27 protein-coding genes are annotated in these 25616 nt (G+C 62.9%); 11 read left to right on the top strand and 16 right to left on the bottom strand.

Annotated elements, in window-relative coordinates; translation table 11 throughout:
• The first annotated feature begins 92 nt into the window (after positions 1 to 92).
• Positions 93 to 1190: a hypothetical protein gene (locus I6E73_RS00565; RefSeq protein ID WP_197122266.1), complete on the top strand. Its 1098-nt coding sequence runs from the start codon at positions 93 to 95 to the stop codon at positions 1188 to 1190.
• Between the two features lie 98 nt (positions 1191 to 1288).
• Here I6E73_RS00565 and I6E73_RS00560 read toward each other — a convergent pair whose 3' ends face one another.
• Positions 1289 to 4060 carry a cell wall-binding repeat-containing protein gene (locus I6E73_RS00560; protein WP_197122264.1) on the bottom strand — a complete coding sequence of 924 codons (2772 nt, stop codon included), beginning with the start codon at positions 4058 to 4060 and terminating at the stop codon, positions 1289 to 1291.
• A 511-nt stretch (positions 4061 to 4571) separates the two neighbouring features.
• Between I6E73_RS00560 and I6E73_RS00555 the strand changes: the two genes are divergently transcribed.
• The 4 genes from I6E73_RS00555 to I6E73_RS00540 all read left to right on the top strand — a co-directional run bounded on the left by I6E73_RS00555 (position 4572) and on the right by I6E73_RS00540 (position 7890).
• Complete coding sequence (locus tag I6E73_RS00555; RefSeq protein ID WP_197122262.1) at positions 4572 to 4775, top strand: hypothetical protein; 204 nt, start codon at positions 4572 to 4574, stop codon at positions 4773 to 4775.
• Positions 4776 to 5533: 758 nt separating this feature from the next.
• Positions 5534 to 5995, top strand: coding sequence for a hypothetical protein (locus I6E73_RS00550; RefSeq protein ID WP_197122260.1), 462 nt, complete (start codon positions 5534 to 5536; stop codon positions 5993 to 5995).
• 164 nt (positions 5996 to 6159) lie between these two features.
• On the top strand, positions 6160 to 6669 hold the full coding sequence (locus I6E73_RS00545; RefSeq protein WP_197122258.1) for a hypothetical protein: 510 nt from the start codon (positions 6160 to 6162) through the stop codon (positions 6667 to 6669).
• Positions 6670 to 6702: 33 nt separating this feature from the next.
• Positions 6703 to 7890, top strand: a complete 1188-nt coding sequence (locus I6E73_RS00540; RefSeq protein WP_197122256.1) for an MFS transporter — start codon at positions 6703 to 6705, stop codon at positions 7888 to 7890.
• 35 nt (positions 7891 to 7925) lie between these two features.
• Here I6E73_RS00540 and I6E73_RS00535 read toward each other — a convergent pair whose 3' ends face one another.
• The 12 genes from I6E73_RS00535 to I6E73_RS00480 form a co-directional block, all read right to left on the bottom strand.
• The gene (locus I6E73_RS00535) at positions 7926 to 8294 is read right to left on the bottom strand and encodes a hypothetical protein (protein WP_197122001.1); all 369 of its coding nucleotides are present in this window, start codon (positions 8292 to 8294) and stop codon (positions 7926 to 7928) included.
• A gap of 45 nt (positions 8295 to 8339) precedes the next feature.
• A complete protein-coding gene (locus I6E73_RS00530; protein ID WP_197122254.1) occupies positions 8340 to 8696 on the bottom strand; it encodes a cupin domain-containing protein in 357 nt (118 codons plus the stop codon).
• Positions 8697 to 8700: 4 nt separating this feature from the next.
• Entirely contained in the window at positions 8701 to 10560 is a 1860-nt protein-coding gene (locus I6E73_RS00525; RefSeq protein ID WP_197122253.1) for a YhgE/Pip domain-containing protein, read from the bottom strand.
• Positions 10557 to 11243, bottom strand: a complete 687-nt coding sequence (locus I6E73_RS00520; protein WP_307784188.1) for a hypothetical protein — start codon at positions 11241 to 11243, stop codon at positions 10557 to 10559. Before I6E73_RS00520 ends, I6E73_RS00525 begins: the two co-directional genes overlap by 4 nt.
• Positions 11244 to 11263: 20 nt before the next feature.
• Positions 11264 to 11989, bottom strand: a complete 726-nt coding sequence (locus I6E73_RS00515; RefSeq protein ID WP_197122248.1) for a TetR/AcrR family transcriptional regulator — start codon at positions 11987 to 11989, stop codon at positions 11264 to 11266.
• A 124-nt stretch (positions 11990 to 12113) separates the two neighbouring features.
• Positions 12114 to 13541 (bottom strand): FAD-binding oxidoreductase, encoded by a 1428-nt coding sequence (locus tag I6E73_RS00510; protein WP_197122246.1) that lies wholly within the window; start codon positions 13539 to 13541, stop codon positions 12114 to 12116.
• A gap of 34 nt (positions 13542 to 13575) precedes the next feature.
• Entirely contained in the window at positions 13576 to 15237 is a 1662-nt protein-coding gene (locus I6E73_RS00505) for an amidohydrolase (protein ID WP_197122242.1), read from the bottom strand.
• Positions 15238 to 15292: 55 nt separating this feature from the next.
• Positions 15293 to 16135, bottom strand: coding sequence for an ABC transporter permease (locus tag I6E73_RS00500; RefSeq protein WP_197122239.1), 843 nt, complete (start codon positions 16133 to 16135; stop codon positions 15293 to 15295).
• Complete coding sequence (locus tag I6E73_RS00495; protein WP_231599610.1) at positions 16132 to 17082, bottom strand: ABC transporter permease; 951 nt, start codon at positions 17080 to 17082, stop codon at positions 16132 to 16134. Before I6E73_RS00495 ends, I6E73_RS00500 begins: the two co-directional genes overlap by 4 nt.
• A gap of 23 nt (positions 17083 to 17105) precedes the next feature.
• Positions 17106 to 18287, bottom strand: a complete 1182-nt coding sequence (locus I6E73_RS00490; RefSeq protein WP_197122236.1) for a spermidine/putrescine ABC transporter substrate-binding protein — start codon at positions 18285 to 18287, stop codon at positions 17106 to 17108.
• 13 nt (positions 18288 to 18300) lie between these two features.
• Positions 18301 to 19542, bottom strand: coding sequence for an ABC transporter ATP-binding protein (locus I6E73_RS00485; protein ID WP_307783737.1), 1242 nt, complete (start codon positions 19540 to 19542; stop codon positions 18301 to 18303).
• A 184-nt stretch (positions 19543 to 19726) separates the two neighbouring features.
• Positions 19727 to 20164, bottom strand: coding sequence for an Lrp/AsnC family transcriptional regulator (locus I6E73_RS00480; protein ID WP_197122233.1), 438 nt, complete (start codon positions 20162 to 20164; stop codon positions 19727 to 19729).
• 104 nt (positions 20165 to 20268) lie between these two features.
• On the opposite strand from I6E73_RS00480, the gene ddaH reads away from it, so the two are divergent.
• Positions 20269 to 21105 (top strand): dimethylargininase, encoded by an 837-nt coding sequence (ddaH, locus tag I6E73_RS00475; protein WP_197122230.1) that lies wholly within the window; start codon positions 20269 to 20271, stop codon positions 21103 to 21105.
• Positions 21106 to 21260: 155 nt separating this feature from the next.
• Here the strand turns inward: ddaH and I6E73_RS00470 are convergent, their stop codons facing one another.
• The 3 genes from I6E73_RS00470 to I6E73_RS00460 form a co-directional block, all read right to left on the bottom strand.
• Complete coding sequence (locus I6E73_RS00470; RefSeq protein WP_197122227.1) at positions 21261 to 21704, bottom strand: nitroreductase/quinone reductase family protein; 444 nt, start codon at positions 21702 to 21704, stop codon at positions 21261 to 21263.
• Positions 21701 to 22963, bottom strand: a complete 1263-nt coding sequence (locus I6E73_RS00465) for an MFS transporter (protein WP_307784187.1) — start codon at positions 22961 to 22963, stop codon at positions 21701 to 21703. Before I6E73_RS00465 ends, I6E73_RS00470 begins: the two co-directional genes overlap by 4 nt.
• 102 nt (positions 22964 to 23065) lie before the next feature.
• On the bottom strand, positions 23066 to 23485 hold the full coding sequence (locus I6E73_RS00460; RefSeq protein WP_231600492.1) for a helix-turn-helix domain-containing protein: 420 nt from the start codon (positions 23483 to 23485) through the stop codon (positions 23066 to 23068).
• Positions 23486 to 23592: 107 nt separating this feature from the next.
• Here I6E73_RS00460 and I6E73_RS00455 point away from each other — a divergent pair, with 107 nt between their 5' ends.
• The 5 genes from I6E73_RS00455 to I6E73_RS00435 all read left to right on the top strand — a co-directional run bounded on the left by I6E73_RS00455 (position 23593) and on the right by I6E73_RS00435 (position 25568).
• Positions 23593 to 23958: a DoxX family protein gene (locus I6E73_RS00455; protein ID WP_010204754.1), complete on the top strand. Its 366-nt coding sequence runs from the start codon at positions 23593 to 23595 to the stop codon at positions 23956 to 23958.
• Positions 23959 to 24091: 133 nt separating this feature from the next.
• A complete protein-coding gene (locus I6E73_RS00450) occupies positions 24092 to 24481 on the top strand; it encodes a VOC family protein (RefSeq protein WP_197122207.1) in 390 nt (129 codons plus the stop codon).
• 149 nt (positions 24482 to 24630) lie between these two features.
• Positions 24631 to 24840, top strand: a complete 210-nt coding sequence (locus I6E73_RS00445; protein WP_010204756.1) for a type II toxin-antitoxin system HicA family toxin — start codon at positions 24631 to 24633, stop codon at positions 24838 to 24840.
• A gap of 9 nt (positions 24841 to 24849) precedes the next feature.
• Positions 24850 to 25263 carry an antitoxin HicB gene (locus I6E73_RS00440; protein WP_197122204.1) on the top strand — a complete coding sequence of 138 codons (414 nt, stop codon included), beginning with the start codon at positions 24850 to 24852 and terminating at the stop codon, positions 25261 to 25263.
• A gap of 38 nt (positions 25264 to 25301) precedes the next feature.
• Complete coding sequence (locus I6E73_RS00435) at positions 25302 to 25568, top strand: HigA family addiction module antitoxin (RefSeq protein ID WP_231600643.1); 267 nt, start codon at positions 25302 to 25304, stop codon at positions 25566 to 25568.
• Positions 25569 to 25616 lie beyond the last annotated feature (48 nt).

Genomic DNA, 25616 nt, shown 5'->3' with positions numbered 1-25616 from the left:
GTGGCAGCAAATGTAAGGGCTTTCAACGGGCCGCGGGAGGTGTGGGCGTTGCGACTATTCACTTTGCGGGTCCTGCCGCTTAGCCTGATGCCATGCCTCTGGATGCTCGCACTCTGCTCTCGGGACCACGCGGTCGCCGTCTCTGCCTGGCCGTGGCGTGCCTCGATCCGCGCAGCGATATTCCTCAGGTTGCCGCGCTCGGGGAGCTGCTTTTTTATGCGACTTACAACCTAGAGACTGCGCGGGGCCAGGGCGGAACCATGTTCGGCTGGGGCGCCCCAAGGCCCCTTCCTGAGCCTTCGGTTGAGGAAATTGTGGACGCTCTCAACGCGATCCCGCTCACCGACTTGAGTTCCGCAGATCTTCTCGAAGCTCTCGCCATCTCGGTCGACAGTGCGCGCTACTGGCAAGAGCCTGATGGCTCCGACGAGTTGTTGTCGGATGCCCGGCTCGCCACCCCACTCCAGCGCATCGCTGAGCACACTGTGGCATCGCCCTCGGCGACATGGTTGAGTTCGTCTATTGCCACCGAGCAGTGGGCTGTCACGTTCCGGGATCTCTTCCTTCAGCGGCCGCCGCCGCCCGTGGCTGCACTGGCGCTCAAGCAGTGGCATACCGCAGCGGTGGAAGAAGAACGGATTGCGGTTCGCGATCGCCCGAGCGATGCCACCGCGGCCTTGTCGGGCACGTGGTGGTCTCGGCCGCCGGACGATCCTGCGGTGACAACGCGCGCTGTGCCGGAGGCAGGGCCCGTTGGCGTGTGGTTGGTTGAGGATCGTCTCGACAGCGAACCGGCCGATGCCCAGCGTGTGCACTATGCGCCGACGGTGCGGGTTTTCGAGATTCTCGGCTCCGAATCCTGGGCCGAACTGTGCCGCTCCTATCCGCTCAGTGTCACGGCGGGTCGACGTCATGACTGGTACCAAACGACGGGCCGCATCGGAGAATGGATGATGCCGAACTGGTCGCTGGTCGCCCGCGACTACGACGCGGTGCACCTTTCTGTCGCCGCCTACCTTTCCTCGGCGGGCATTGCCATCCCTGTCGACGATGATGTCGCGAGCGTCATCGCCGGGTGGAACCCGGACGAGACCTATTGGCTGACCGACGTCGTGCGCGGTGAGTTCTCGGAGACGAGCTGGATGCGGGATGAGCGAACGCTGCGCTGGCATCCGATTGCGCGTTTGTGATCGAGCTCACGTGGATCTGAGAACCTGACGTATTAACCACAGAGTGAGTGCGGCCTGCATTTCGCGGGCCGCACTCACTCTTATTCGTTCTCGGAGGACTAGCTACAGACCGTGAGGTTTGCTACTCCGGAACCGAGCACCCCTGTGCCGCCCAGCAGCACAACGTTCGTGGCGCCTAGGTCGGTAATGGCAGTCATCACGTAGTGCGGGATGCAGTTCGCGCGGCTGAGGAACAGCGGCGCGTTCTGCGAGCCAGCAAGGGAGGCTCCGGCCAGAGCATCCGCGAAGTTGCCTCCTGTTGCCAGATACACCGTTGATACCGAGGTGAACTGGTCAACGTTGATGGCGACGGCGGTTGAGTAGCGGTTGGCATCACCGTTGCGGGTGACGTCGGGGAACTCTGTGCCCAAGTGGGTCACGATGCTGTCGGTGACAACGCCGCCGCCTCCCGCAATCTTGACGGTGTCCACGCCAAGCGTGTGGAGCAATGCCAGAGTGGTGGAGTCGACTGTACTCGCGCTTCCGCGAATCAACAGCACGGGGCCGTTGAAGGCGCCGGCCGCGGGGCTCGCCGTCAACGCGTCCGGGAAGTTGTAGCCGTTGGCCACGTAGGCAGAGTTGACGGTTCCGGCGGGGAACGTTGCTTCAGCGAGCATCCGTGATGTCTCGAAGCGGTCGATTCCGCCGATGCGCGTGACGGTGGAGGCGAACGAGAGAATCCCGATCTTGGCTTTCACGGCATCCGATACTGCACCAGAGCCACCGACGATGATGATCTGACTGGGCTGCAGTCGCACGAGCTCTGCCTTCGTGGCGGAGCTCAGCGAGTTCGGGTCCGTCAGCAACAGCGGTGCGTTGTTGAATGTTGCAGCGGGGCCCGCGCTCAGAGCGTCAGCAAAGCCGCGTCCGGTCGCGATGTAGACGACGGATGCGCTGGTCCACTCTTGAGCGATTCGAGCGGCGGTCTCGTAGCGGTTGCTACCGGCAAGGCGCGTCACGGTCGGAACAACGGGCGGCGGCTTGGGGCCGAACGTGTACTCGGTGTCTCCCCACGTGATGCTCGAGATCTGTGCGGCGTGATCGGCTTGGACACCGAAGCCCGCGGCCTTTGCGTCGCCTTGCTCGATCAAGGCATCGAGGATGTCGCCCAGCGGGTACATCGTGTTCGCGCTGATGGAGCTACCGATTGCCTTGCTCGAGACCCACGAGTCGGAGAGCGAGAACGTGTGGGTGCCCGCGCTCAAGCTGGTTGACCGCAGCGTGCCCCAGCCGATGGGGCCATCGTGAGTGAACGCGACCTGGTAGGTGACGGTGCCGCTGTCGACGGTAATCGCAGCGTGCTCGGTGAGCTGGGTGTACAGCTCGCTACCGTCGAGCGGTGTCTCCAAGCCCTTGAGGGCTTGAGAGTGTGACGGGTCGCCCAGCTTCAGGGCATCATTCTCGACGGAGAACGACTGAGTCGCGTTGTTGTAGCCCTCGTGCCAGTCGGTGTAGTTGTAACCCGACGAAGCTGGATCGCTGTCTTCAAACAGTGCAATCTCGTTTTCGAGAACGTAGACATGCTTCGTGGTTGCTTCGAGACCCGTCGGAGCGAAGGTGTACTTCGTGTCATTGAAGACGAGATCCTGCACGATGGCAGCGTGGCTTGCCTGCACTCCGAAGCCGAGCAGCGTGATGTTGCCCTGCGCTCCCATGAACGCGACGATGTCGGCGATCGTGGGTGCATTCGACGGAGTGTACGTAGTGCCGTTGTTGTTCTTGAACGGTTTGCTGGAGTTCCAGTTATCGGAGACCGAGAAGTGTGACTCGGCGCCGACGGCGAGGAACTCGGAACGGAGGGTCGTGAAGGTGTTGTTCGTGCCGTACGTCACCGGAACCTGAAAGGTCACGTTGCCGTTGAGCGCAGTGATGCTTGCGCTCGTCAAGAGTGCTTCCAACTCAACTGCGGAGACAGCGCCGGGGGTTCCCAACATGACTTGCGACGGCGTGGGGTCTCCGAAGTGAAGACCATCTGCCTCGGTTGAGTAGGCCCGGGTGGCGTTGTTGTAACCTTCATGCCAGGTGTCGTAGTTGTACGTCGGCGAGACCGGATTGCTGTCCTCGAACGGCGCGATGTCGACATCCGTCACCTGAACAGTGGTGGTGGCGGCATAGGCGTCGTCGATGCCAAAGGCGTAGTTGACGCAGCCGACCTCGACGGATTCGATGATGGCATCCCCATGAACGCCCGAGCCAAGGCTGTAGCCGATCTGCAGCACGCGAGCATCGGGGAACGGCACGAGCCATTCGTCGAGCGTTCCGTGGTTAGCGCTTCCGTGGCCGCCAGCATGTGATGGTGCGGCATCTTTCACGAAGGTTGCTGCACTGTTGGGAACCCAGTATCCGCCGCCCGGGTACGCCGCGGGTTCGCCGACGAGGATTCCGTCAGCGGTGCCATCGTTGTTGAAGTCAGTGATCAGCTGAAGGCTTGGTTGAGTTCCTGTCGTTGCGCCCAGGTGCAAGGCGGGGATGCCGACATCCGTGAGAGCAATGTCGACGCTCTTGTAGGCGGCGGCCTTGTCGGAGGAGATTGCACCCTCGGTCCAGACGTGGAGGCCAGCCGCGGTGAAGTCGTTGTGGCCAGTGGCGCGAGTGTCGGCGAATGTCCAGCCCTGCGAGATCTGGTTAGTGGCGACCGGGCCCTGGGTTACTGCGCTGCACACCTCGGTGGTGCCCGCTGGGGCGGGCGATGCGGTGGCAGGAATCGCACTGGTTACAGAGATACCGATCGCTAACAGCATCGTGGATGCGACCGCAAGCGGCTTCTTCGTGTGTGCCGCAACGGAGTCAAACCGTTTTTGGGCTGGCGGAAATTTATGGGTCAACAACATGAAACTCTCCAGATTCGAGTTCGGAGGGTGAAAGGGTAAATCGGGCCGTGCAGGTAAGCCGGGTAAGGCTAGTGAATCGGGTAAGACGGGTCGTGCAGGGTAATCCGGGTCGTGCAGGGTGATCCGGGTAAAGCGAATCGACGCGTGGTGATCGGCCACCCGCGATACGGCGAAACACTATCGGCGAGGTGCCGAGGGCAAAAGAGCCACAGAAAGTGGTATCGAGCGAAACTCCGGAATTCCGGGGATGTTTTCTAAGTGGTTTTTTCTCAGAAGACTCTTAGCTGCCCGCAAGTGGTCTACACGCAAGAAATGCGAGGGCCGCAGTGAGGGTGATCTGGGAGGCAATTTCGCGGTTTGGAGCGGTTCATGGCGCCGGGCTCCGCTAACACGGTGGACAAACTGGTCTACCCGTGGCTGCCCGCTCGCCTTCTGGGTGGGTAGACAAAACGGTTCACCGAGGGCTATGGGGTGCCTAGCGTTGCGACTATCGCTCACGTAACCTGAGCGTATGTCTAATTTTTTGGGTCGCCAGTTGATCACCGTCACCGTCCCCGGCACTGACATGGAGGCCGCGGCGGCGGCACTGCGGGAGAAGCTGGCCGAATATCCCGACGTTCGCGTCACGGCGCTGACACAGCGCTCGACCAGCATGTGGGCTGGCATCTTTTCGCAAAACATCCAGCTTCTCGCGGCGATCGAATACACCGAGTAGGGAGACGGCCCGTGCTTGTCGTGCCGCGCGTCGGTGAGCGCCCCATGGTGTCCAGCGTCGGCCCACAAACCCAACTCACTCAGTGTTCGACGCCGGAACTTTGGGGGCTGCTGGTGCAGCGAACCTTCGCTCTACCTCACGTCGTTGAAGGCCACAGCCAAGTCTCTCCGGCATCCTCGCGTGCGGTGTTTTTCGGCGATAAGCACCCCGAGCGCGCCCCCGAGACGTCGCTAGCACCCGGCCAGCGCCTGGAGCCTGTCCACCTCCATGGGGTCTCTGACACGAGTCTTCATCTGTGCCTCCCGGCTGAGAGGGGCCACGAGCTCGCCAGATTGGGGTGGGGTGAGCCGCACCAGTATGAGGACTTCGGCACAGAGTTTCTTATCTACGGGCCGCGATCAATCAACGAGGTGGATGCCGTGGTGTCGATTATCGAGGAAAGCCTTATCTTCGCTCGTCAAGCATTCCGATAAGTGGCGCCGGTGGGGGCCCGCGTTGCGCCCCGCATCGCAGAACGCGGCTGGGCGGAACGGCGTTTACTGAGCTGTGCGCTCGCGTTGAGCAGTTCTGTTATTCGGTCCATCACGTTCTCCGCTTCGTAGGGTTGCCCCTACTCAGTACATGTCTGACTGCACTATGGCTGTCCAAGTTTGAGGCGATTAATTGTCGCTTGCCCGTTAGTCGCTCGACATTTTCTCGGCTTTCGGCCTAACCTAAGGCCGGGGAAGGGGCTTACGTTCGATCGCGAGGATTTTCTCATGTCACAGGACTCGATGACCGAGGTGGCGGAGTCGGCCGACCTGTCGCAGGCCAAGGTGATTGTGGCGCGTACCCAACAACTTATTGTCACGGCGGCGCTCGCGACGGTCGGCTACGGGGCATTTCTTCTCGTGGGCAAGGGGATTTGTGCGGCCGCGCTCAATGGCGAAGGCGGCTTTGTCGACGCGGACCGCAACGTCGTCGTCAGCGTGCCGCAGTGCGTCTCTCTGGCTCAGGCGCCCAGCGGCGTCATCTACTTCGCGATCGCTGTCACCACAATTATTGCGATCCGCACAGTGAAGCGCCGTGCAAGCACGGTTGCGGACGCGATGCGCTATCTCGACCGTGCCGCCGCAGGCATTGTCATTCTGACGGTCGTATCCTTGGTCATCAGTTATGCCTGGTTCTCGCTGCTTCCGAGCACTGACTGGGATGGCGGCGGCACGTTCCTCTTCCCGTGACCCTCGGCGCGGTAGACCTCAAGATTTCGGCGCATCGAGTCGTCGTGCTCGGCCCCAACGAACCTCCGCGCTGCGAGAGCTGAGTTAGTTGATCGATGCGCTCGACTTTTTCTCGACTTTCGCCCTAGCCTAGGGGGACCACGAATTAACGCGAGGAGGTTCCCATGTCCCAGGAGTCGATGACCGAGACGGTGGAGTCGACCGACTTGTCGCAGGCCAAGATAATCGTGGCGCGCATCCAGCGACTGATCACCACGGCGGCGCTCGCGGCGTTCGGTTACGGCGCGTTTCTTACGGCGGGCAAAGGGTATTGTGCTGGCGGATTCAACGGAGACGGCGACGTACTCGATGCGGACGGCAACGTCACCGACGGTGTGCCGCAGTGCATCTCTCTCACTCTGGGGCCCAGCGGCATTATCTACATCGCTATCGCTGTCATCACGATTCTTGCGATTCGCGCAGTGCATCGCCGGGCGAACACGGTTGCAGACGCGGTGCGCTATCTCGACCGTGCCGCCGCCGGCATCGTCATTCTGGCGGTCGCATCCCTGATCATCAGTTACGTCTGGTTTTCGCTGATTCCGATTATGGACTGGGATGGTGGCGGCACGTTCTTCTTCCCCTTCCCGTTCGGGGCGGTAGACGTCGACATCTCGCCAATGCCGCTGCCGTAATTCGCGGAGGAGGGTTGCTGAGAGAATTGGCCCATGACCGCTCCTGCCACTCCGGCTCGCCTTCGCGCTGCCACGATTGCGACCTTCGTCGTCTTTGGAATTAACGGGTTGGTGTTTGCCAGCTGGGCGGCCCGTATTCCGGCCGTCACCGAGACGCTGGGCCTCACGCCGGGCCAGATGGGCGGACTGCTGCTGTGCCTCGCGGTGGGTTCTCTTGTCGCCCTCCCGACGGCGGGCTACATCACCGAGCGGATCGGCGCCGCCAACACGGTGCGCGCCGGGGGATTGTTTGCCGCCCTCGCCGGGGCAGGCATTGCGCTCTCGCTTTCTGCTGAGACCACCGTCGGCACCGCAATCTCTCTCTTCGTTTTTGGCATCGGAATTGGGCTCTGGGACGTCGCCATCAATATCGAGGGCGCCGACGTTGAACACAGGCTGGGGCGCACCATCATGCCGCAGTTGCACGCCGCTTTCAGCGGGGGAGCATTCCTCGGCGCCATCATCGGCGCGGGCCTCGCCAACCTCGGCGTGGGACTGCCGGCGCATCTCTTTGTCATCGCCGTAGTCGTAGCGGTGGCGACGCAATGGCTGCCGCGCTACTTTGCGCCGCGCATCCCGGAGCCAGCTCAGCCCGAGAACGACGTTGCTTCGCCGAAAGTGCGCAGCGCCTGGACCGACCGCCGTACCCTGCTGATCGGAGTAGTCGTGCTTGGCGCGACCCTCACGGAGGGTGCCGGAAACGACTGGATCGCCAAGGCCGCCGTCGACGGACTCGAGGTCACCGAAGCGAACGGTGCCTTCATGTTCGCTACCTTTGTGCTCGCGATGACGGCCATGCGTTTCTTCGGCGGCCGGGCGATCGATGCCTTCGGTCGCGTTCCGGTGCTGCGGGGCAGCATGGCCGCCGCCGCTATCGGTCTCACCATCTTCGTGCTCGCGCCCACCCTCTGGCTCGCCCTGATCGGGGTCGCCCTCTGGGGGGTCGGGGCCGCGCTCGCCTTCCCGATGGGGATGTCGGCAGCAGCCGACGACCCCAAACACGCTGCGGCCAGAGTGTCTGTCGTTGCCACTATCGGCTACGTGGCATTCCTTGCCGGACCACCACTACTGGGCTTCCTCGGTGACGCCGTCGGAATCAGGGGCGCTTTGCTCGCGATCGGAGTGCCGATTGTGGTGGCACTCGTGCTCGCCGGCGCAGCGAAACCACTACCGACGAAGTAGTTCAGTGCCCGCGCGAACGCCGCCGGGGAGTCAGCTCAGGACTTAACGGCTTCGTCGACGATGCCGACGAAGCGACTGCCAATGCCGTCGACCTCGGAGCGGAACACGCCCTCAGCGGGAGCGGGCAGCTCATCTGCGTCATGCCAATCGCACGTCAGGTACGTGAATGCTGGCCACCACTTCTTGGGGCGGGCTGCCTCCGTGAAGCCGCAGACCGTGCAGGTGAGCTGCATCCAGACGGGGCGCTTGCCGGTGCGGTTGGCGAGCGACTGAACCAGCCACGCTGGTGGGTTGGCTTGTAGCTCTTCGAACTCGGCATCCGACATGCGATTCGGGAGGTCATGCCGTCTCGCCATCTCCAAAGGAATGTCGAGGCGGAGTGCAACTTCCCGGCGTGTGATCATGCTCCTACGGTACGCGACGCAGCCGTGCTTGGCGGCGCGCGCGAGCTAGCTGATGTAGATCTTGCGCAGCGTTTCGGTGATCGTCCAGGTGGTCTGCATGCCGTCGGTGAGCCGCACAACATCGCCGGGGCCGACAACGACGGTGCGATCATCCGCAGCGAAGTGGATGCTGGCGCGCCCGCTAATGACCACAAAGACCTCATCGACCTCGGTGTCTGTTGCGGTGCCTACCGTCATTTCCCAGATGCCGATCTCACTGTCGCCGAGGGTGTCGAGCACGGCGTAACCCGCGGTGGGAGTGCCCTCCACCACCTCGTCTGCGTCAAGGGCTTCGTGGGCGACGGGCACGGCGCTCGCCGCGAGGGGCGTGCCGGGGCTGAGGAGTGCTGCGGGTTCGGTCATGGGCTCAGCCTATGAGACTGGGCTGCAGATCGCGCAGGGTGCGGCGGTGGGTCATGCGTGTCACTCCGATGGCAGAAAGGATGAGCGCGCCACCGAGCCAGGCGCCGAGCACGAGGGCGTCGGTGCCGACTCGGGCGATGTCGCCGCCGTACATGAATTGACGCATGGCATCCACGACGTAGCCCATCGGCAGAACGTGGTGCAGTGCGGCAAGAGGAGCGGGCAGGGTCTGCCACGGGAAGGTGCCACCCGCGGTCACGAGTTGCAGCACCATGAGTACGAGCCCCAAGAATTGACCGACGGAGCCGAACCAGATGTTGAGGGCCAGAATGATGGCCGCGTAGGTGAAGCTCGCGGTGATCATCACCCCGAGGGTGCCGACGGGATGCGTGAAGTTGAAGCCGAGAGCGATAGCAAGCACGCCAAACAGCGCCACCATTTGAAGGGCACCGAGCATGGCGGGCGTGAGCCAGCCGGCCAGGGTCACGCGAATCGGTGATCGCAGAGCGGTCACGGCCCGTTTGGAGACGGGCTTCACAATGAGGAAGAGGGCGTAGATGCCGATCCAGCCCGCCAGAGCCGTGAAGAATGGGGCAAGGCCGGCACCATAGTTGCCGGCGGTCGTCACGGCGCTGGTCTCAACCGCGACCGGGTCAGCAATCGTTTCGGCCTGAAGGGCACGCAGTGCTTCGCTCGAGTTGGGCAGTTCCTCGACGCCGCTCGCGAGGCCGTCGCGCAGTTCGGCGGTGCCGTCGGCGAGAGTGCCGAGGCCGTCTTTGAGGGTGCTCACTCCATCGCTGAGTGTTGATGCTCCGGATGTTGCGGAGCCGGTCGCTGTGGCAATCTGCTGTGCCCCCGAGGCGAGCTGAGCTGCGCTACCCGCGAGCGTGTTCGCGCCGGCGGCAAGTTCATCGACCTGAGACACCGCGGACTGCACGGTGCCATTGCCCTCCGCGATGCGATCACTGAGCGGGTCGAGTGCCGTGAGCACGTCATCAATCTCAGTCGCGTCGAGCCCCTGCTCGGTAAGCGCGGTCACGAGGTCGGCGCGAGCGGTGGGGAGGGCATCTGCGATGCCTTGGGCCGCCGTGCCTGCACGATCGGCGTACCCGGCAAGCTCGGTGTTGCCGGCGGCGACCTGGGCTGCTCCGGCGGCGACCTGGTCGGCTCCGCTCGCGAGGGTGTCGGTGGCGGTGCTGAGCTCGGTCAGTCCCGAAGTCAGAGTGCTCGCGCCATCCGAGAGCTCACCAGCACCAGAGACGGCGTCGTGCGAGCCGTCGAGAAGTTGGGACGCGCCATCGGCGGCATCCGACAGCTCCGACCGGATGTCAGAGATCGCCGTCAGCAGAGTGCCGGCCGCTTCTTCTCCCACGAGTTCCGCTACCGACCGCCGGATCTGTTCGACGGCCTGTTTGCCGATCGTGGACGCCAAGTAGTTGTTGGCATCGTTGGTTTCGAGGTCGATCTCAGCCTGATGGGGATCGGTGTCTGCGATGGAGGTGAGGGCATCCGAGAAATCGTGCGGAATAGTCACCGTGAAGTCGACATCGCCGTCGGCCAGCGCCGTCTCAGCGTCGCCGGGGGAAAGCACGTGCCATTCGAAGTCATTGCCCTCGAGCAGATCGTCGGCGACTTGCTGGCCGTAGTTCACAGCCTCGTCATCGCCGTCTGCGGGCACGCCATCGTCGTTGACGACCAACCCGACCGGCACTTCGGCAAAGCTGCCGTAGGGGTCTTGGTTGGCCCAGAGGTACACGCCGCCATAGAGCACGGGCACGGCCATGAGCGCGAGCAAGGCGAGCATCGCCATGCGTGACGAAGTGAGTCGCCGCAGTTCAGCGGCGATCATTGCGGGAACCTTCATACGTTGTCTACTCCTACGCCGCCGCCACTTTGGGCCCAGGCAGCGCTACGTTCGTCGAAAGCTCCCAGGCTGTTGCGCAGAGATGCTTCGGCAGATTCGGCACGCTCGATCACATCGGCGTGGGTAATGGCCCATTCGGAGGCACGACCGGCGACCGCGAGAACGGCGAGGCCGCGATCGGCAAACTCGCCCAAGAGGGCCCACCAGTCGAGGGGTTGACCGCCGTGGCGGTCAGGTGCGGTCACGACGAGGGCTTCGACGTGGGGCCGCAGAACGGCCAGCTCGCACAGCACCCGCAGTCTCGTGATCGGCTCAATGTCGGCTATCGCGGTCGAGGCAAGGGAACGAAAGCCCGCCGCGTCGAGCCAGCGTCGGGCCGAGAGCGGGTCAGCGCGACGGCCAGCGAACATGAGCTCTTCGGCGACGACACCGACGAGCGGCACTCCGGCATCCGGGTCAGAAACACCGGGCGCATCAACGAGAGCAACGCTCCGGCGGAGTGCACGGGCATCCGCTCGACCATCGATCGTGACGGTGCCCGAGTCTGGCCGCATGCGACCAGAGGCAATAAGGCCGAGCACGGTCGGGCGCTGTTCGGTCTCGGCAACAGCCAGCGTGACTGTGCCGCTGTCAAAGGTGGTGGATGTCGCAGGCAAGTCTTCGGCGTCGTGACCCTTCGTCACTCCGCTCAGCTCGACGCGCATCAGCGTTTGGCCCCAGCCGCGGGAGTATCGCCGGTCGCAGCATCGCCAGCCGTCGCAGCATCGCCAGCAGCCGGAGCGGTGTCGGCGGGGGCAGCGCCATCAGCGGCCGGAGCGCCGAGAATATCGGGATGCGCCTCGAGCAGCGCTACCGTCTCGCGCCATGAGAGGCCAGCCATGCTGAGCGTCGTGCGCACGGCGAGGGAACGAGCTTCGGGCAGAGACGCATCGACGCGAGTGATGGCGGCGCGCGCTGCTTCTTCGACAAGGCGGGCGAGGGTGGTGACATCCACATCGGTGCGCAGTGTGCCGTCATTCTGGCCGCGCTGAAGGATGGCGGCAACGGCATGCCGTAGCGGTGCGAGTGCTTTTCCGGTGGCTTCGAGGTGAGCGTCATCGAGGGCGATGGAGGCGGCAACCTGCACGTGGGCGGCCTGTTGCCACAGCAGTGAGGTGAGGCGGGCAAGCGCGACTTGGGCGTTGGCGTCGGTGACGTCGAGGGCGATGCGGTTGAAACGTTTGGCGCCAGCATCGATGATCTCGGCGAGAAGTGCGTTGCGGTCGGCGAAGTGGCCGTAGAGAGCGCGGCGAGAGAGCCCGGCGCTGCGGGCGATGGTGTTGATCGACGCCTGGGGATCGTGGGCAATAGCGGCGGTGGCGGCACTGAGAATGCCGGCGCGGTTATCGACTGCGTCCTGTCGCGGGCGACGGGGAGCGGAAGTGGTCATTCCGCCACTGTAATAACTTGCACATAAGTGTGCAAGTTATTACAGGTGACTGACAGGTGCGGTCGCGGGGCGCGGGTTGTTGCGCGACCGGAGCCGCGAAAGCACCGGCCGCACGAACGCCTGGCTAGGAGTCGAAACCGAGCCCCAGCGCATCCAATGTTTTGAGAATCACGTTGCGGCGACCCTGGTTGTGGTCGGCACGATTGAGCGACCAGCGCGTGGCCTGAATGCCCACGGAGGCAATCGGCTCGGGTGGGAACGGAAGCGGCATCTTCTTCACCATCTCCAGCTCGGTGCGCTCCGTCGTGAGGCCGTCGAGCTTGTCGAGCATCACCTGCGCGGCGAAGCGAGTCGCCCCGACACCGAGCCCCGTGAAGCCAGCCGAGTACGCCACACGCCCATTGCGAGCGAGGCCGAAGAACGCGCTGAACTGAGTCGACGCATCGATGGCGCCTGCCCAGCGGTGGCTGAACTTGAGGCCCTCCAACTGCGGGAACGTCGTGAAGAAATGACTTGCGAGGCGCTCGAAGCTCTCCGGACGGTTCTCATACTCATCGCGAACCTTGCGGCCGTAATGGTAAACCGCGTCATAGCCGCCGAACAGAATGCGGTTGTCAGCGCTGAGGCGGTAGTAGTGGAACTGGTTCGCCATGTCGGCAAGACCCTGACGGTTCGACCAGCCGATCGACGCGAGTTGCTCGGGGCTCAAGGGTTCCGTCATGAGCACATAGTCATAGACGGGAACCGTGTGCAGGCGCGCACGCTTCAGCAACGACGGAAAAGCGTTAGTCGCGAGCGCAACCCTGGCCGCGTGAACGCGACCCTTCTTGGTGTGCACGACTGCGGCATCCGTTGGGCCACCGGATGTCTCGACCTCACGAACCGGTGAGTTCTCAAAAATCTCGACACCGAGTTCGCTCGCGACTCGAGCCAGTTCACGAACCAGCTTCGCGGGATGGACAAGCGCGTTGATGCGCTTGTTCCAGACGCCGGCGAGGTAGGTGGGCGAGTTGACCTGGGCCCGAATGGCAGCCTCGTCGAGAAAGACAGTGTCGTCGTTGGTCTCTGCCTCTTTCAGCCACTCGATCTCGTGCTCTTCGATCGCAAGGTCGAGCGAGCCCGTGCGCTCAAAGTCGACATCAAGCTTCAACGAGTTCACGGTCGCCTCGATCTCATCGAGGTTCTGCAGGCCCAGGCGATCGAGCTGTTCGTACTCTTTCGGCCAGCGGCTCAGACCATTCTCTTCGCCGTGGGTGAGGCTCGCTTCGCAGAAACCGCCGTTGCGGCCCGACGCTGCCCAGCCGAGTTCGCGGGCTTCGAGCAGCACGACGCGCGCATCGGGGTTGCGTTGCTTGGCGAGCACCGCGGTCCAGAGGCCGAGATATCCTCCTCCCACAATGGCGAGGTCGGCGGTTACATCGCCAGCCAGCGCGGGGAAGGTGCGGGCATCCTTCACATCGTCAATCCAGAACGGCTTGTGCATCGAACCCTCAAGGGAGTGGCTGATCACGGATGCCGCTGGCACATTTCTTTCGAACACTATCTTGCCCATGGGGCACTTTCCTCTCTCGCCGTGGCGGCGAGCTTTATGGTTGGGCGGGCGCGCGGTACACGCGCTCGCCTTCGACGAACGTCTGCTCGGTGCGGGTGCGGCCGATGTCGGCCGTGGCACCCGCGAAGGGGTTGCGATCGAGAACGACCAGGTCGGCAAGCTTGCCGACCGCGATCGTGCCCGTCGCATCGAGATGGTTGGTGAACGCTGAACCGGCGGTGTAGGCGGTCATCGCGGTGAGCAGATCAATGCTCTGCTCGGGCAAGAACGCGTCGTAGTCGCCCTCTTCGTGGCCGGGAGCTGCCCTGCGATTAACGGCAACATGGATGGCCGCCATCGGGTCAGGGCTCGACACCGACCAGTCGCTGCCGGACGCCAAGTGCGTTCCGGCGCGGTGCAGGTCGGCCCACGGGTACTGCCAGGAACTGCGCGGGTCGCCCAAGAATGGCAGTGTCAGGTCGACCATCTGCGGCTCGAGCGCGGCCCAGTACGACTGCAGGTTGGCGGTCACGCCTATCTCAGCGAAGCGGTGAATGTCATCCGGATGCACGACCTGAAGGTGCGCAATGTGGTGACGGTTGTCGTTGGGGCCGTTGATCGCTCGCGCTGCCTCAACCGCGTCGAGGCACTCGCGCACGGCGCGGTCGCCGATGGCGTGGAAGTGCACTTGGAAGCCGAGGGCGTCGAGTTCAGTGACGTTCGAGATGAGCTGGGCGGCATCCACAAACGAGATGCCGGAGTTGTCGGTGTGGTGGCCGCAACCATCGAGGTAGGGCTCGAGCATCGCGGCGGTGAAGTTCTCGGCGACGCCGTCTTGCATGATCTTCACACTCGTCGCGGCGAAGCGACCGGTGGCGTTCTTGTCCCGGCGCATCACAAGCTCGGGAATCTGTTCGGGCCCACGCGTGCGATCCCACCAGAGGGCACCGACCACGCGCGCGGTCAGCTCACCAGACTCGGCCGCCGCCATGTACGCGGGAGTGGCATCGCCGGCATCCCCATAGCCGCCCAAGATGGCGTCTTGCCACGCGGTGATGCCCAGGGAGTGCAAATACTCTTGCCCGATCAGAAGCGCGCGACTGTAATCTTCGGGCGACGTTTCGGGCAGCAGCGTGTTCACGAGCGACATCGCGCCCTCGTGCAGCGTGCCGGTGGGATTGCCGTCGGCGTCGCGCTCGATGCGGCCATCGGCGGGGTCGGGCGTCTCGGCGGTGATGCCGGCAATCTCCAGCGCGCGCGAGTTCACCCAGGCACCGTGGCCGTCGCGGTTCGGAATGAACGCGGGGCGGTCGGCAACAGCCAGATCAAGATCGGATGCCGTTGGCGTGCCACCGGGGAAGGCCGACATGTTCCAGCCACCGCCCAAAATCCACTCGAGCTCAGGGTTCGCCGCGGCATAGTTCTTCAGCCGCGCTACATACTCATCGCGTGTTGAGTCCCCGGAGAGATCACAGCGGATGAGGTCGAGCCCACCCCACACGGCGTGCACGTGAGCATCCTGAAATCCGGGAATAAGGAGCTTGCCATCAAGGTCAACAACCTCGGTAGCGGGACCGATGAAGGGCTGGATGTCGGCGTCGACGCTGCTGACAGCGATGATGCGGCCGTCGCGCACGGCCACGCTTCCGCGGCACGGTTCATCGCCGGTAGCCGTGAAGACGGGGCCACCGGTAAAAACGAGGTCAGCAAACGTCATGGTCGTGCACCTTCTGGTTCGTTCGAACTGCTGCGGTCAGGAGCGGGGGAGCGACCTAGCCGCCACCCACAGTCTTGGCGATGTCGGTGGCCGAGTCGCCAGCGCGACGCAAGACGTAGGCGACGAGACCGAGTGCCGCGAGCGTGAGCAGCAGCATGATCGTGGAGACGGCGGCGATCTCGGGGCGGAGCCCGGTGCGCACAGCGCTCAGCACGTAGACGGGCCACGGGGTTGAACCCGATACCTGCACGAAGGCAGAAACGATCGTGTTGTCGAGGCTGAGGGTGAACGAGAGAAGGCCACCGGCGAGTACAGCCGGCATCACGAGCGGGAGAGTGATCTGCGTGAAGCGCTTGAACGGGGGAGCGTAAAGGTCGGCAGCGGCCTCCTCCAAGCTCTCGTCGATTCCGACGAGGCGCGAGCGCACAATGTAGGCAACAACAGCGGTGGCGAACAGGGAGTGACCAACGACGAGTCGCACGATTCCGTTATCGAACATGCTGAGGCCGACATCCTGACCGAGGAAGACCATCCACGGCAAGAGTGAAACGGCATCCACGATTTCAGGGGTGACGGTGACAAGCACGAGCAGAATCAGGAACGCGGGTGCCCACTTGCCGGCCCGACGAGCCAGTGCAACGCCCGCCATTGTTCCGAGAGCGGTCGCAATGAGCGCCGCAATGAAACCGGTCTGGATCGACACCAGCACGGCATCCGTAATCGCTGGTTTTGTGACGATCGCCGCGAACGAACCGAAACCGAACTGATCCCACGAGACCAAAAGGCGGCCCTCGTTGAACGAGTAGATGATGATGACGGCGATGGGCGCAAAGAGGAACGCGAAGACGATCACGGCCCATACTTTGAGCGAAATATCTGTCAGGGCGAGTCGCTTCATGACTTGTCTCCCAACACGAGTTTTTGATTGGCGCGCAGGGGCCATGCCGCAAGCCACGTGACAAGCGCGGCGATTCCCACCGTGGTGAGAATCGTGAGCACGAGCACAACAGCCATTGCTGATCCCAGCGCCCAGTTCTGAGCGGTCTGGAACTGGTTGGCGACCATTTGGCCCGCCATGTTTCCCTTTGCTCCACCGAGCACCGTTGCCGTGATGTAGTCACCCATGAGTGGGATGTACACAAGCAGGATGCCGACGATGATGCCCGGCTTGGCCAACGGCAGGGTCACGTTCATGAAGGTCGACCAGCGGCCAGCACCAAGATCTTTGCTTGCTTCACGCATCGGGAGCGATACGCGGTCGAATGCCACAAACATGGGCAGGATCATGAGCGGCAAGTAGTTGTAGACCACACCGATCAGCACGGCGGTGCGGGTGTAAAGAATTTCGAGGGGCTCGTTCAGCATGCCGATCGACTGAAGGGCGTCCGAAAGGATTCCACTCGGCGCCAGGATGATCTGCCATCCGATGGTGCGAACCAGGAAGTTCGTCCAGAACGGAATCATGACCATCGCGAGCAGGATGCCACGTCGTGCGACCGGAGCCTTAAAGGCGAGCCAATATGCAAACGGGATGGAGATGGCCAGGCATATCAGGGTGCCGACCACCCCCACCCACAGTGTGTTCTGGAACGTTGTAAAGAACGTCGGAGACAACGCCTCGGCGTAGCGGTCAAAAGACAGCACGTCGTTGGCGTGGGTTCCGAAAATGCCCGGCTTGTATCCGAAACTAAACCAGACCACCAGCGCGACGGGCGCAACGAAGAAGGCGAACAGCCAAGCCCACGCCGGGATGGCGAGGGCAAAGCTGGGCAGCTTCAACCAGCGAGGGCGCTTCGAGGGCGCCTTTCGCGGTGGGGCCGTTCGGCCTTCAACGGTAGTGGTCATAGTAAATTCCGGATGGTCGCGGGTTAGGCGCCGGCCGACGCCTTCGTCTTGTCCCAAATTTCAACGATGCGCTGCTGTGCCTCGCCGATGGTTTGAGTGTGCATGGTGCTGACCTGGGCCTCATCGAAGAACACGAGGTCGAGCATTTCGAGGCCCTCGGCACGCGCTGTGTCCTCGATGCCCGTTCCGCCGGTGTGGTAGCCGATGTAGTCGAGTTCGCGCAGCGATGCCTCTGGTGTGAGCACGTAGTTAATGAAGGCGTGAGCCGCTTCAGGGTTGGGTGCACCCTCAGCGATAGCCCAGTTATCCATCCACAGTTCCGTGTCAGGCGAACCAAGCACCCACTGCCAGCGGTCGGGGTTGTCGCTCTCCATGATGCCGATGCGAGCGTCACCGTTCCACGACTGCATGAGCATGTGCTGCGCCTGCGGGATGGCGGCTCCACCGGGGTAGGAGTCGAATGCGGAGATGTGCGGGGCGAGCTGAGTGGTCAGGAACTCTTCCGCGGCAGCAAGGTCGGCCTCGTCGGTGGTATTCCAGTCGATTCCGTTAGCCCAGTAGTAGATACCGAGAAGGGGAGCGGGGTCGTCGAGCACCGAGGTCTTGCCACTGGCCTCGTTCTGGGCCGCGTCGATGAAGTCAGCCCAGTTGGTGAGTTCGCGAGTGATCTTGGTCTTGTCGTAAACGAAACCAGTCGTGCCCCAGGCCTTGCAGATGGAGTACTCGTTGTTGGGGTCCCAGTCGCGACCAAGGAAGTCGGGATCCATGTCGGCGATATTCGGGATGAGGTCGAGGTTGAGCTTGCTGAGCAAGCCGTTCTCGATCATCTGCGGGATGAACGGGCCGGTGGGAACGACGATGTCGTAGCCACTGGTGCCTCGTGCAGCGACAAGCTTGGAGATGAGCTCTTCATTCGAGTTGAAGGCGTCGAACGTGACCGTGGGGCCGAGCTCATCGGTGTACTCGGTGACCAGGTCGGGGTCGTCGTAGTCGCCCCAGCTGTAGACCGAGAGCGAACCCTCGAGTGCGCCACCGGTAGCCTGCGGCGAAGAGCTAGACCCTGAATCGGTGCTGCAGGCCGCGAGTGCCGCAGCGCTCGCTGCCGCGCCAGAAAGCGCGAGGAAACGGCGGCGGTTCAACTGGCTCTTGATGATCTTCGTTGCTGACGTTGACGCAAGAATGCGAATGGGAGTTTCGTGGGACATCGGGCTGCTCCTTCTAAAGGGAAATTGAACTTGTTGGTGGTGCTGGGTTGGAGACCGCACGAGCAATGTCGGCCTGAGCCTGAGTCGCCTGCTCACTCGGGAAAACATGAACGGATGCGGTGTCCCACGTGCAGAGCACGGAGTCACCAATCGCCAGTCGGGGCGCATTCGGGCGCGGAACCCGCGAGAGCAACGTCTGGTCTTCACCAATAGAGACGAGAAACTGCAGGGTCTCGCCCTGGTGCGAGACACCAATAACGGTGCCCGGAATCTGATTCTCTGCCGTGGGGGCTGAGCTTGCGGATGCCGAGGCGAGCGCTACGGACACAGCCTCGGGTCGCACGGCGGCCTGCGCTGCCATCCCGGGGTCAACGTCGTCGTGCGGCTCGGCCGCATGAATAATGCCGAACGGCGATTCCATGACGGTGAGGCTGCTTGTCATCGTGCCCGGGATGAAGTTCTGTTGGCCAATGAAGCCGGCAACATAGGCGCTCGCGGGCGAATCGTAGATCGAGTCCGCGTCATCCAGCTGCTCGATGCGTCCCTTGCGCATGATCGCGATGCGGTCACTCATCGAAAGTGCTTCGCCCTGATCGTGCGTGACAAAGATGAAGGTGATGCCGAGGCGCGACTGCAGAAGCTTGAGCTCGATCTGCATTTCTTCGCGCAACTGGCGGTCGAGGGCACCCAGCGGCTCATCGAGAAGGAGAACGGCAGGGCGGTTGATGAGGGCCCGGGCCAACGCGATGCGCTGCTGCTGGCCACCCGAAAGCTGGGTGGGCTTGCGATCGGCGAATGAGCGCATTTGCACGAGATCAAGTGACTCGGTGACGCGTTCGCGGATTTCAGACTTGGGGGTGCCTTTTTGGCGAAGCCCGTAGGCCACGTTCTCGGCAACGCTCATGTGCGGGAAGAGAGCGTAGGCCTGGAACACCGTGTTGACGTTGCGCTTGTGGGGAGGAATGCCCACAACATCCTGACCAGAGATGCGGATGCTGCCCGAGGTCGGCTCTTCGAAGCCGGCGAGCATGCGCAAGGTTGTTGTCTTTCCGCAACCGGAAGGGCCGAGCAAGGAGAGGAACTCTCCCGGACGCACGTGCAAGCTGATGTTGTCGACAGCGACAGCGCCACCAAACTTCTTGGTCACACCCTCGAGGACGACGGAACCCTCAGGCTCGCTAGCATTCGTCGTTTGTGCACTGGAACCCACTGCGGCTGAACCGGCGGGGGCTGTGTTCTGGGATGACTCTGTCACGACGCTACGTACCTCCAAGATCGCGAAAACTTATTCGCGACTGTGGGTGTAGTCAACCGGAAAAACGGGTGAGACGCAACGGTTTACATGGTTAAGATCGTGTTACGGAACGGATTTCGTCGTTTTGCGTCGATTTCACGGCGCAAATCTAAGAGATTGCCAAGAACGACAACGAGGCAGACTGCTACTCGTAACGACGGTGAATCAGGCGCGACAACACGATAGAGCTGCGGGTGTTGTCGATGTTCGTGGCGGTGCGCAGCCGCTCAAGAGCGATCTCAAGAGAGTGGATGTCGCGCGAGCGCATATGCACGACTGCGTCGGCCGATCCGCTGACTGTTCCGGCATCCACCACTTCAGGGATTGCGCTGAGGATTCGCTTCAGTTCGTGCGGAGCCACGTTGCCGCGACAAAAGAGCTCAACATACGCTTCGGTGCCCATGCCGTCGATCGCCGGATCGACCTGCACGGTGAAGCCGCGGATGGTGCCATTGGCGACGAGGCGATCGACGCGACGTTTAACGGCGGAGGCAGAGAGACCCACCGCGTCTCCAATATCTCCGTAGCCTGCGCGGGCGTTGAGGCGGAGCATGTCGATGATTCCAGCGTCCAGCTTGTCCATCTGCCCACAGTACGGTGAATTGTTGTGCAATTACCAGTGTTTGCGCGCAAATAGTGCGCATATTGCCGAGACATTGCGGATAGGTGCGTGAAACACTGGAGTCTATGACGACTACTGACACCGACTCGACCACACCTGCTCGCCAGGCAATCCCGAAGACAGTGCTGATGTGCCGTCCCGACTTCTTCACGGTCACGTACAGCATCAACCCGTGGATGAACCCTAACGACCCCACCGACACGAGCCTCGCTGTGAAGCAGTGGCAAACCCTGTACGACACCTACATCGACCTCGGCTTTACCGTCGAACTCATCGACCCCATCGATGGCCTCCCCGACATGGTCTACGCCGCCAATGGCGGATTTGTGATCGACGGCAAGGCCTACGGCGCCCTCTTCACCTACGACGAGCGCAAAGCTGAAGGCCCCGCCTACATGGAATGGTTCGGCGCCAACGGCCTCGAGGTTGCTTCCCCCGAGAACGTTAATGAGGGTGAGGGCGACTTCCTCCTTGTCGGCGACAACATCCTTGCAGGCATGGGCTTCCGCACTTCGGTCGAAAGCCACCGGGAGCTTGCAGAGCTTTCGGGCCGCAACGTTGTCTCCCTCAACCTCATTAACCCGAGTTTCTACCACGTCGACACGGCGATCGCGAAGCTCGACGAGACCAACATCGCCTACCTGGAGAGCGCCTTCGACGAGCCCTCCCTCGAAAAGCTTCGTGCACTGTACCCCGACGCCATCCTCGCCACTGAAGAGGATGCGGCAGTGCTCGGACTCAACTCCTACAGCGACGGCTACAACGTCGTCATCGCCTCGCGCGCCAAAGACTTCGAGCGCCAGCTCAAGGAACGCGGCTACAACCCCATCGGCGTCGACCTCTCCGAGCTGCTGCTCGGCGGCGGCGGCGTGAAGTGCTGCACCTTGGAACTTCGCCGGTAGACAGCGCGGTACCTCTAGCTTCGTCGCTTAGCGACACGGTACCTATAGCTTCGCCGCTACGCGGCGAGATGCGCCTGGCGCACTGAACAGAACGAATGGCCTGCGCCACGAGCGCGGGCCATTCGTGTTTCCGCTGAGGTGGAGCGTTCTCGCGCTTAGCGCTCTTCGCAAATGACGACTGGGATATCGCGCGTCGTCTTGGTCTGGTACTCGGCGTAGCGAGAATTCACGGCCACAATCTGCGGCCACAAGTCGGCCTTCTCGGCGGCATCCGCAGTGTGGGTGCGCACGGGGATAGTGCGCCCGCGTACTGTTGTGATTTCGGCATCCGGATTCGCCTGCAGGTTGCGGTACCAGAGCGGGTCGCGGTCGTCGCCGCCCTTCGAGGCCACAATCACCCAGCGGCCCTTCCCGTGCACGGGCGCCGTCAGCATGGTTGAGCGGCGGATGCCCGACACCCGCCCGGTGGTGTGAAGCTCAAGTGAGGGCATGCCGCCCAGAGTCCAGCCCAGGCGACCGCCAGAGACGCCAAGGATCGCGCGGTGCACGCCGTTCATGAGTTTCATGCCGAGGTCGCTAAGGCGGTTGCTTGTGCTCATGGTTCTATTCTCGCGCGGCGCTGCGGTGGGCGCACGAAGAGCGCGAGCACCGCGACGGCTATCGGCAGGCTCGCAAACCAGACGGCGGGCTCGGTGAAGTTGCCGCTCACGTCGACGGCAAGGGCGAGGGCGATGGGCCCGAGAGCGGTGGAGCCCAGAGCGATCGCGGTCGTGACGCCGCGAATGGAGCCGATGTGCGCGGTGCCGTAGTAGCGCACATAAGCGGCCGCCTCCATCCCGCGTAGAGTGCCGCCGGCAGCGCCGAGCACGAGGCCGTAAAGAACGGCGGTGCCGTCAGGGCCGACTACGGAGAGCAGTAGCAGCGAACCCGCGAGCGTGAGCATCGAGAAGACGACGAAGAGTTTGGGGCTCACACGGTCAACGAATGCTCCGACGACCAGAGTCGCGGCAATGCCGGTGACGGTTTGCGGCAGAAAGTTGGCGGCCGCTTCGAACGGGGTGAGCCCGCGCTCGCCGAGGATCGCGATCTGGTGGAAGGCAAGGCCGGTGCTCAGCATGCCCGAGACGGCGAGGGAGGCCGCGATGACCCAGAACATGCCGGTGCGGGCTGCTTCGCCGAGCATCCACGATTCCTTCTGGATGACGATCTGTGCCGTCGAGAGATCGTCGTCGCTGGCAACGACCCGGCGGCGCTTCGGCAGGATGAACGCGAGGGGTACGACGACGGCAAGCACGATCGCGGCTTCCCAGCGCCAGGCGGCGTGGATGCCCAAGGCCGAGATCAGCCGTTCGAGGCCGACGGGGGCGAGGGAGATTCCGGCGGATCCGATGGCGGCCGTGATGCCCAGCGCCAGACCGCGGCGATGGGTGATGGCGCGGGCGACAGCCGTGGTGGCAGCGAGGCTGAGGGCGCCCTGGCCGAGCATCCGCACCCCCACAAAGCCGGCGGTGAGACCGGCGATGCCGTCGACGAAACTGAGGGCGAGCAGCACGCCCGCGAAGAGGGCGCCGATGACGATCGTGACGTAGCGGGCGCCGAAGCGGTCGAGAGCGCGGCCGATGAACGGTTGAGCCGAGGCGCCGGCGAGCGTGCCAAAGAAGTAGCTGACCGAGATGCCGGTGCGGGAGACGTCGAGCTCGGAAATGAGAGGGTCGGTGAAGACGGAGATTCCGGCGGTTTGGCCCGGAGCGGTCATCACCGAGATCACGCCCGCGGCAGCGACGACGCTCACCCACGGCAACCACCGTGCCGGCGAACGGCGACCCGTGCGAACTACGTTCACGTCAGAGGAAACCACAACCACTCAACCCTTCGAAGCCACCGTTGGGCTAGCGCGTGACGTTGCTGCTTCTGCCGCAACGCTTAGCCAAAATCGTACTCGGCTCTTGCATGCTGAGGGTTAGGTGCGTGGGGCTGCGGTTGCGGTGGTGTTTGCGGGCGATTGCGCTTCTGAGTGGTCGTAGGCACGCCGATGCTCTTCAACCTGAAGAGAGCTAGCGAGCGCCCACTCGGCGAGAGCGCGTACCGGCGGGAGGAGTCCTTGCCCGAGTGCCGTGAGTTCGTATTCGACGCGTGGGGGAACCTCGGGGTAGGCGGTGCGAGTGAGGAGTCCATCGCGTTCGAGGTGGCGAACAGTGCGGGTGAGCATGCGCTGCGAGATTCCCGGAACCTGATGGCGCAGCTGAGTGAACCGGAGTGGGCCTTCGGCCAACATGCCGACGACGAGCAGCGTCCATTTATCGCCGATGCGGTCGAAGGTTTCGCGCACGACAATGCCATCGTTGGAACGGCACATTTCATCGAGCTCGCGGTTGGGCATTCTGCTCCTTGGTTACCTCGGTGTGCCTTTTGTGAGGCTGCTCGAACCAGTCTAGGTTACTGATCGTGCCTTAGGCACTAATCATAACCAACTCAGAAAGAGCATCAATGATCATTGCCGTATGGATCGCCTCCGGACTCCTCGCCCTCGCCTACCTCGCCGCTGGCGGCCAGAAAGTGCGAATCGCGAAAGACGAAGCCTTCGTGACGTTCCCGTGGGCTGAACGCGGTGGGCTCGGCATGCTGCGCGCGATCGGTGCCGTGGAGGTTCTGGGCGCTCTCGGGCTGATCCTGCCGGCGCTCATCGGCATCCTGCCCATCCTGACTCCGATTGCTGCCGTGGGCCTCGTGCTCGTGCAGGTCGTCGCTGTGGTGTTGCACGTTCGCCGTGGTGAGTTCAAGACGCTCCCCGTGAACGCGGTGCTGTTGCTGCTCGCTCTCTTCGTCGCGATCGCACGGTTCTCCGGGGTCTAGGCGGTCGTTGCCGTTCGGGGTCGATGGGCGCCGACTGAGGGTTGCGCCTGACTCGCGGCGGGTGTGGACTGTGAACGCACGCTAGCCCCAGCGCCCCATTGGTGCGCGCTAATTGCGACAAGGATGGTGCACGATGTTCGCTCCGAAGAACGCATTCTCTGGATTCAGTGTCAACGATCTCGATGCCGCTGCGGCCTTCTACCGTGACAGCCTCGGCCTCGCGGTCGTCGATGGCGGGATGGGCACTCTGCGCCTCACGCTCCCGGGCGGCGCCGAGGTGACAATTTACCCCAAAGAGAACCACGAACCAGCGAGCTTCACCATCCTGAACTTTGCGGTGGAGGATGTCGAAGCTGCTGTCGATGCGCTCAACGAGCGTGGCGTGGTCACCAAGATCTATAGCGACGGTGATCTCCTGGGCAGCATGGGTACCGACGCGAAGGGCATCATGCGCGGGCACGGGGCTGAGATTGCGTGGTTCAAGGATCCCGCTGGGAACGTGCTTTCGGTTATTCCGGCGTAGCCTCGGGAGCTTTATCGTGCCGGTCGTCGCGCTAAGGAGCGCCGAGTGTGAGTGACGGGTACCCTCGTCCCGTTGCGTGAAAGTAGAGCATGTAAATATTTTCTCTAGCGGGGCTTGATGGAAAAATCAAGAGGGGCTAGAGTAAGTTGATGCCGAAGCCGCAGAAGTACCGCGATGTGATCAAGGTAGTGAGAGCGAACGGTTGGGTATTCCTGCGCGACGCAAAAGGCAGCCACGAACTGTGGGGACTGCCTGATGGGTCGATAAAAGCAGTGATTCCGCGTCATGGAGAAGTGAGCGCCGGAGTCGTTGGGCAGTTGATGAAGAATTTGCCGGAGATCCCGCAGAACTGGCGATAGGGGAAAGTCATGTCAGACCAGAAGACATACGGTGTCTCAGCGCGTAAAGATGGCCGTTGGTGGCTCGTGAGCGTTCCCGAGCTCGACGCTGTTGGCCAAGCGCGCAACGCCTCGGAAGTCGAAGAGGTCGCCCGAGAAATCATCGGGCTCTGGCTCGATGTCGAACCCAACACATTCGACGTCCAACTCGATGTCGAGATCCCCGGTGAGGCGCGCGAAGCGTGGGAGCGGGCAAAGAGCCTCGAGGCTACCGCCCGCAAAGAGAGTGCTCAAGCGGCCATCTTTGCGAGGCGAGCAGTCGCTAGCCTCCGCGCAGACGGACTCACCTACAAGGATGCCGGAATCGTGTTGGGCCTTTCGCCCCAGCGCGTGCAGCAACTCAGCAAGGCTGAGTACACAGACGAGTTGCAGAAAAGCGCTTAGCGCCGGACGCGGTTTCGAAAGGGGCGGGAATAGTGAGCATGCACAACCCACCCCACCCCGGCATGTTGCTGGAAGATTATCTCGGTGACACCAGCCTCGCTGAAGCCGCCCGTCGACTTGGCGTCACGCGGGCGACGCTGTCGCGCATCCGTAATGGTCATGCGTCCGTCACCGCCGATATGGCGGTCCGCCTCGGAATCTTGCTCGGCACCAGCGCTGAGCTGTGGCTCGGCATGCAGACCGCGTACGACCTGTGGGTCGAGCGCCAAAAACCGCACCCCACTATTCAGCTGAAGGCCAGGTGATGCGGAGTGTCAAAACTATACTAATTTTGGTATAGTTTTGGCACGGAG

The organism is Salinibacterium sp. SWN248 (assembly GCF_015864575.1).
Classification (GTDB): domain Bacteria; phylum Actinomycetota; class Actinomycetes; order Actinomycetales; family Microbacteriaceae; genus Rhodoglobus.
Note: the sequence above shows the minus strand (reverse complement) of the source record. Positions and strands in the feature narration are given on the sequence as shown.

Bases quoted from the DNA above. Each gene is read 5' to 3' on its own strand.
- I6E73_RS00460 (WP_231600492.1), bottom strand. From the start codon at position 23,485: ATGCCCAACCGCGAGCTCGATGAAATGTGCCGTTCCAACGATGGCATT.
- ddaH (WP_197122230.1), top strand. From the start codon at position 20,269: ATGACGACTACTGACACCGACTCGACCACACCTGCTCGCCAGGCAATC.
- I6E73_RS00480 (WP_197122233.1), bottom strand. From the start codon at position 20,164: ATGGACAAGCTGGACGCTGGAATCATCGACATGCTCCGCCTCAACGCC.
- I6E73_RS00525 (WP_197122253.1), bottom strand. From the start codon at position 10,560: ATGAAGGTTCCCGCAATGATCGCCGCTGAACTGCGGCGACTCACTTCG.
- I6E73_RS00495 (WP_231599610.1), bottom strand. From the start codon at position 17,082: ATGACCACTACCGTTGAAGGCCGAACGGCCCCACCGCGAAAGGCGCCC.
- I6E73_RS00555 (WP_197122262.1), top strand. From the start codon at position 4,572: ATGTCTAATTTTTTGGGTCGCCAGTTGATCACCGTCACCGTCCCCGGC.
- I6E73_RS00440 (WP_197122204.1), top strand. From the start codon at position 24,850: ATGTCAGACCAGAAGACATACGGTGTCTCAGCGCGTAAAGATGGCCGT.
- I6E73_RS00535 (WP_197122001.1), bottom strand. From the start codon at position 8,294: ATGATCACACGCCGGGAAGTTGCACTCCGCCTCGACATTCCTTTGGAG.
- I6E73_RS00545 (WP_197122258.1), top strand. From the start codon at position 6,160: ATGTCCCAGGAGTCGATGACCGAGACGGTGGAGTCGACCGACTTGTCG.
- I6E73_RS00470 (WP_197122227.1), bottom strand. From the start codon at position 21,704: ATGAGCACAAGCAACCGCCTTAGCGACCTCGGCATGAAACTCATGAAC.
- I6E73_RS00445 (WP_010204756.1), top strand. From the start codon at position 24,631: ATGCCGAAGCCGCAGAAGTACCGCGATGTGATCAAGGTAGTGAGAGCG.
- I6E73_RS00510 (WP_197122246.1), bottom strand. From the start codon at position 13,541: ATGGGCAAGATAGTGTTCGAAAGAAATGTGCCAGCGGCATCCGTGATC.
- I6E73_RS00540 (WP_197122256.1), top strand. From the start codon at position 6,703: ATGACCGCTCCTGCCACTCCGGCTCGCCTTCGCGCTGCCACGATTGCG.
- I6E73_RS00450 (WP_197122207.1), top strand. From the start codon at position 24,092: ATGTTCGCTCCGAAGAACGCATTCTCTGGATTCAGTGTCAACGATCTC.
- I6E73_RS00455 (WP_010204754.1), top strand. From the start codon at position 23,593: ATGATCATTGCCGTATGGATCGCCTCCGGACTCCTCGCCCTCGCCTAC.
- I6E73_RS00515 (WP_197122248.1), bottom strand. From the start codon at position 11,989: ATGACCACTTCCGCTCCCCGTCGCCCGCGACAGGACGCAGTCGATAAC.
- I6E73_RS00505 (WP_197122242.1), bottom strand. From the start codon at position 15,237: ATGACGTTTGCTGACCTCGTTTTTACCGGTGGCCCCGTCTTCACGGCT.
- I6E73_RS00550 (WP_197122260.1), top strand. From the start codon at position 5,534: ATGTCACAGGACTCGATGACCGAGGTGGCGGAGTCGGCCGACCTGTCG.
- I6E73_RS00560 (WP_197122264.1), bottom strand. From the start codon at position 4,060: ATGTTGTTGACCCATAAATTTCCGCCAGCCCAAAAACGGTTTGACTCC.
- I6E73_RS00565 (WP_197122266.1), top strand. From the start codon at position 93: ATGCCTCTGGATGCTCGCACTCTGCTCTCGGGACCACGCGGTCGCCGT.
- I6E73_RS00490 (WP_197122236.1), bottom strand. From the start codon at position 18,287: ATGTCCCACGAAACTCCCATTCGCATTCTTGCGTCAACGTCAGCAACG.
- I6E73_RS00530 (WP_197122254.1), bottom strand. From the start codon at position 8,696: ATGACCGAACCCGCAGCACTCCTCAGCCCCGGCACGCCCCTCGCGGCG.
- I6E73_RS00500 (WP_197122239.1), bottom strand. From the start codon at position 16,135: ATGAAGCGACTCGCCCTGACAGATATTTCGCTCAAAGTATGGGCCGTG.
- I6E73_RS00435 (WP_231600643.1), top strand. From the start codon at position 25,302: ATGCACAACCCACCCCACCCCGGCATGTTGCTGGAAGATTATCTCGGT.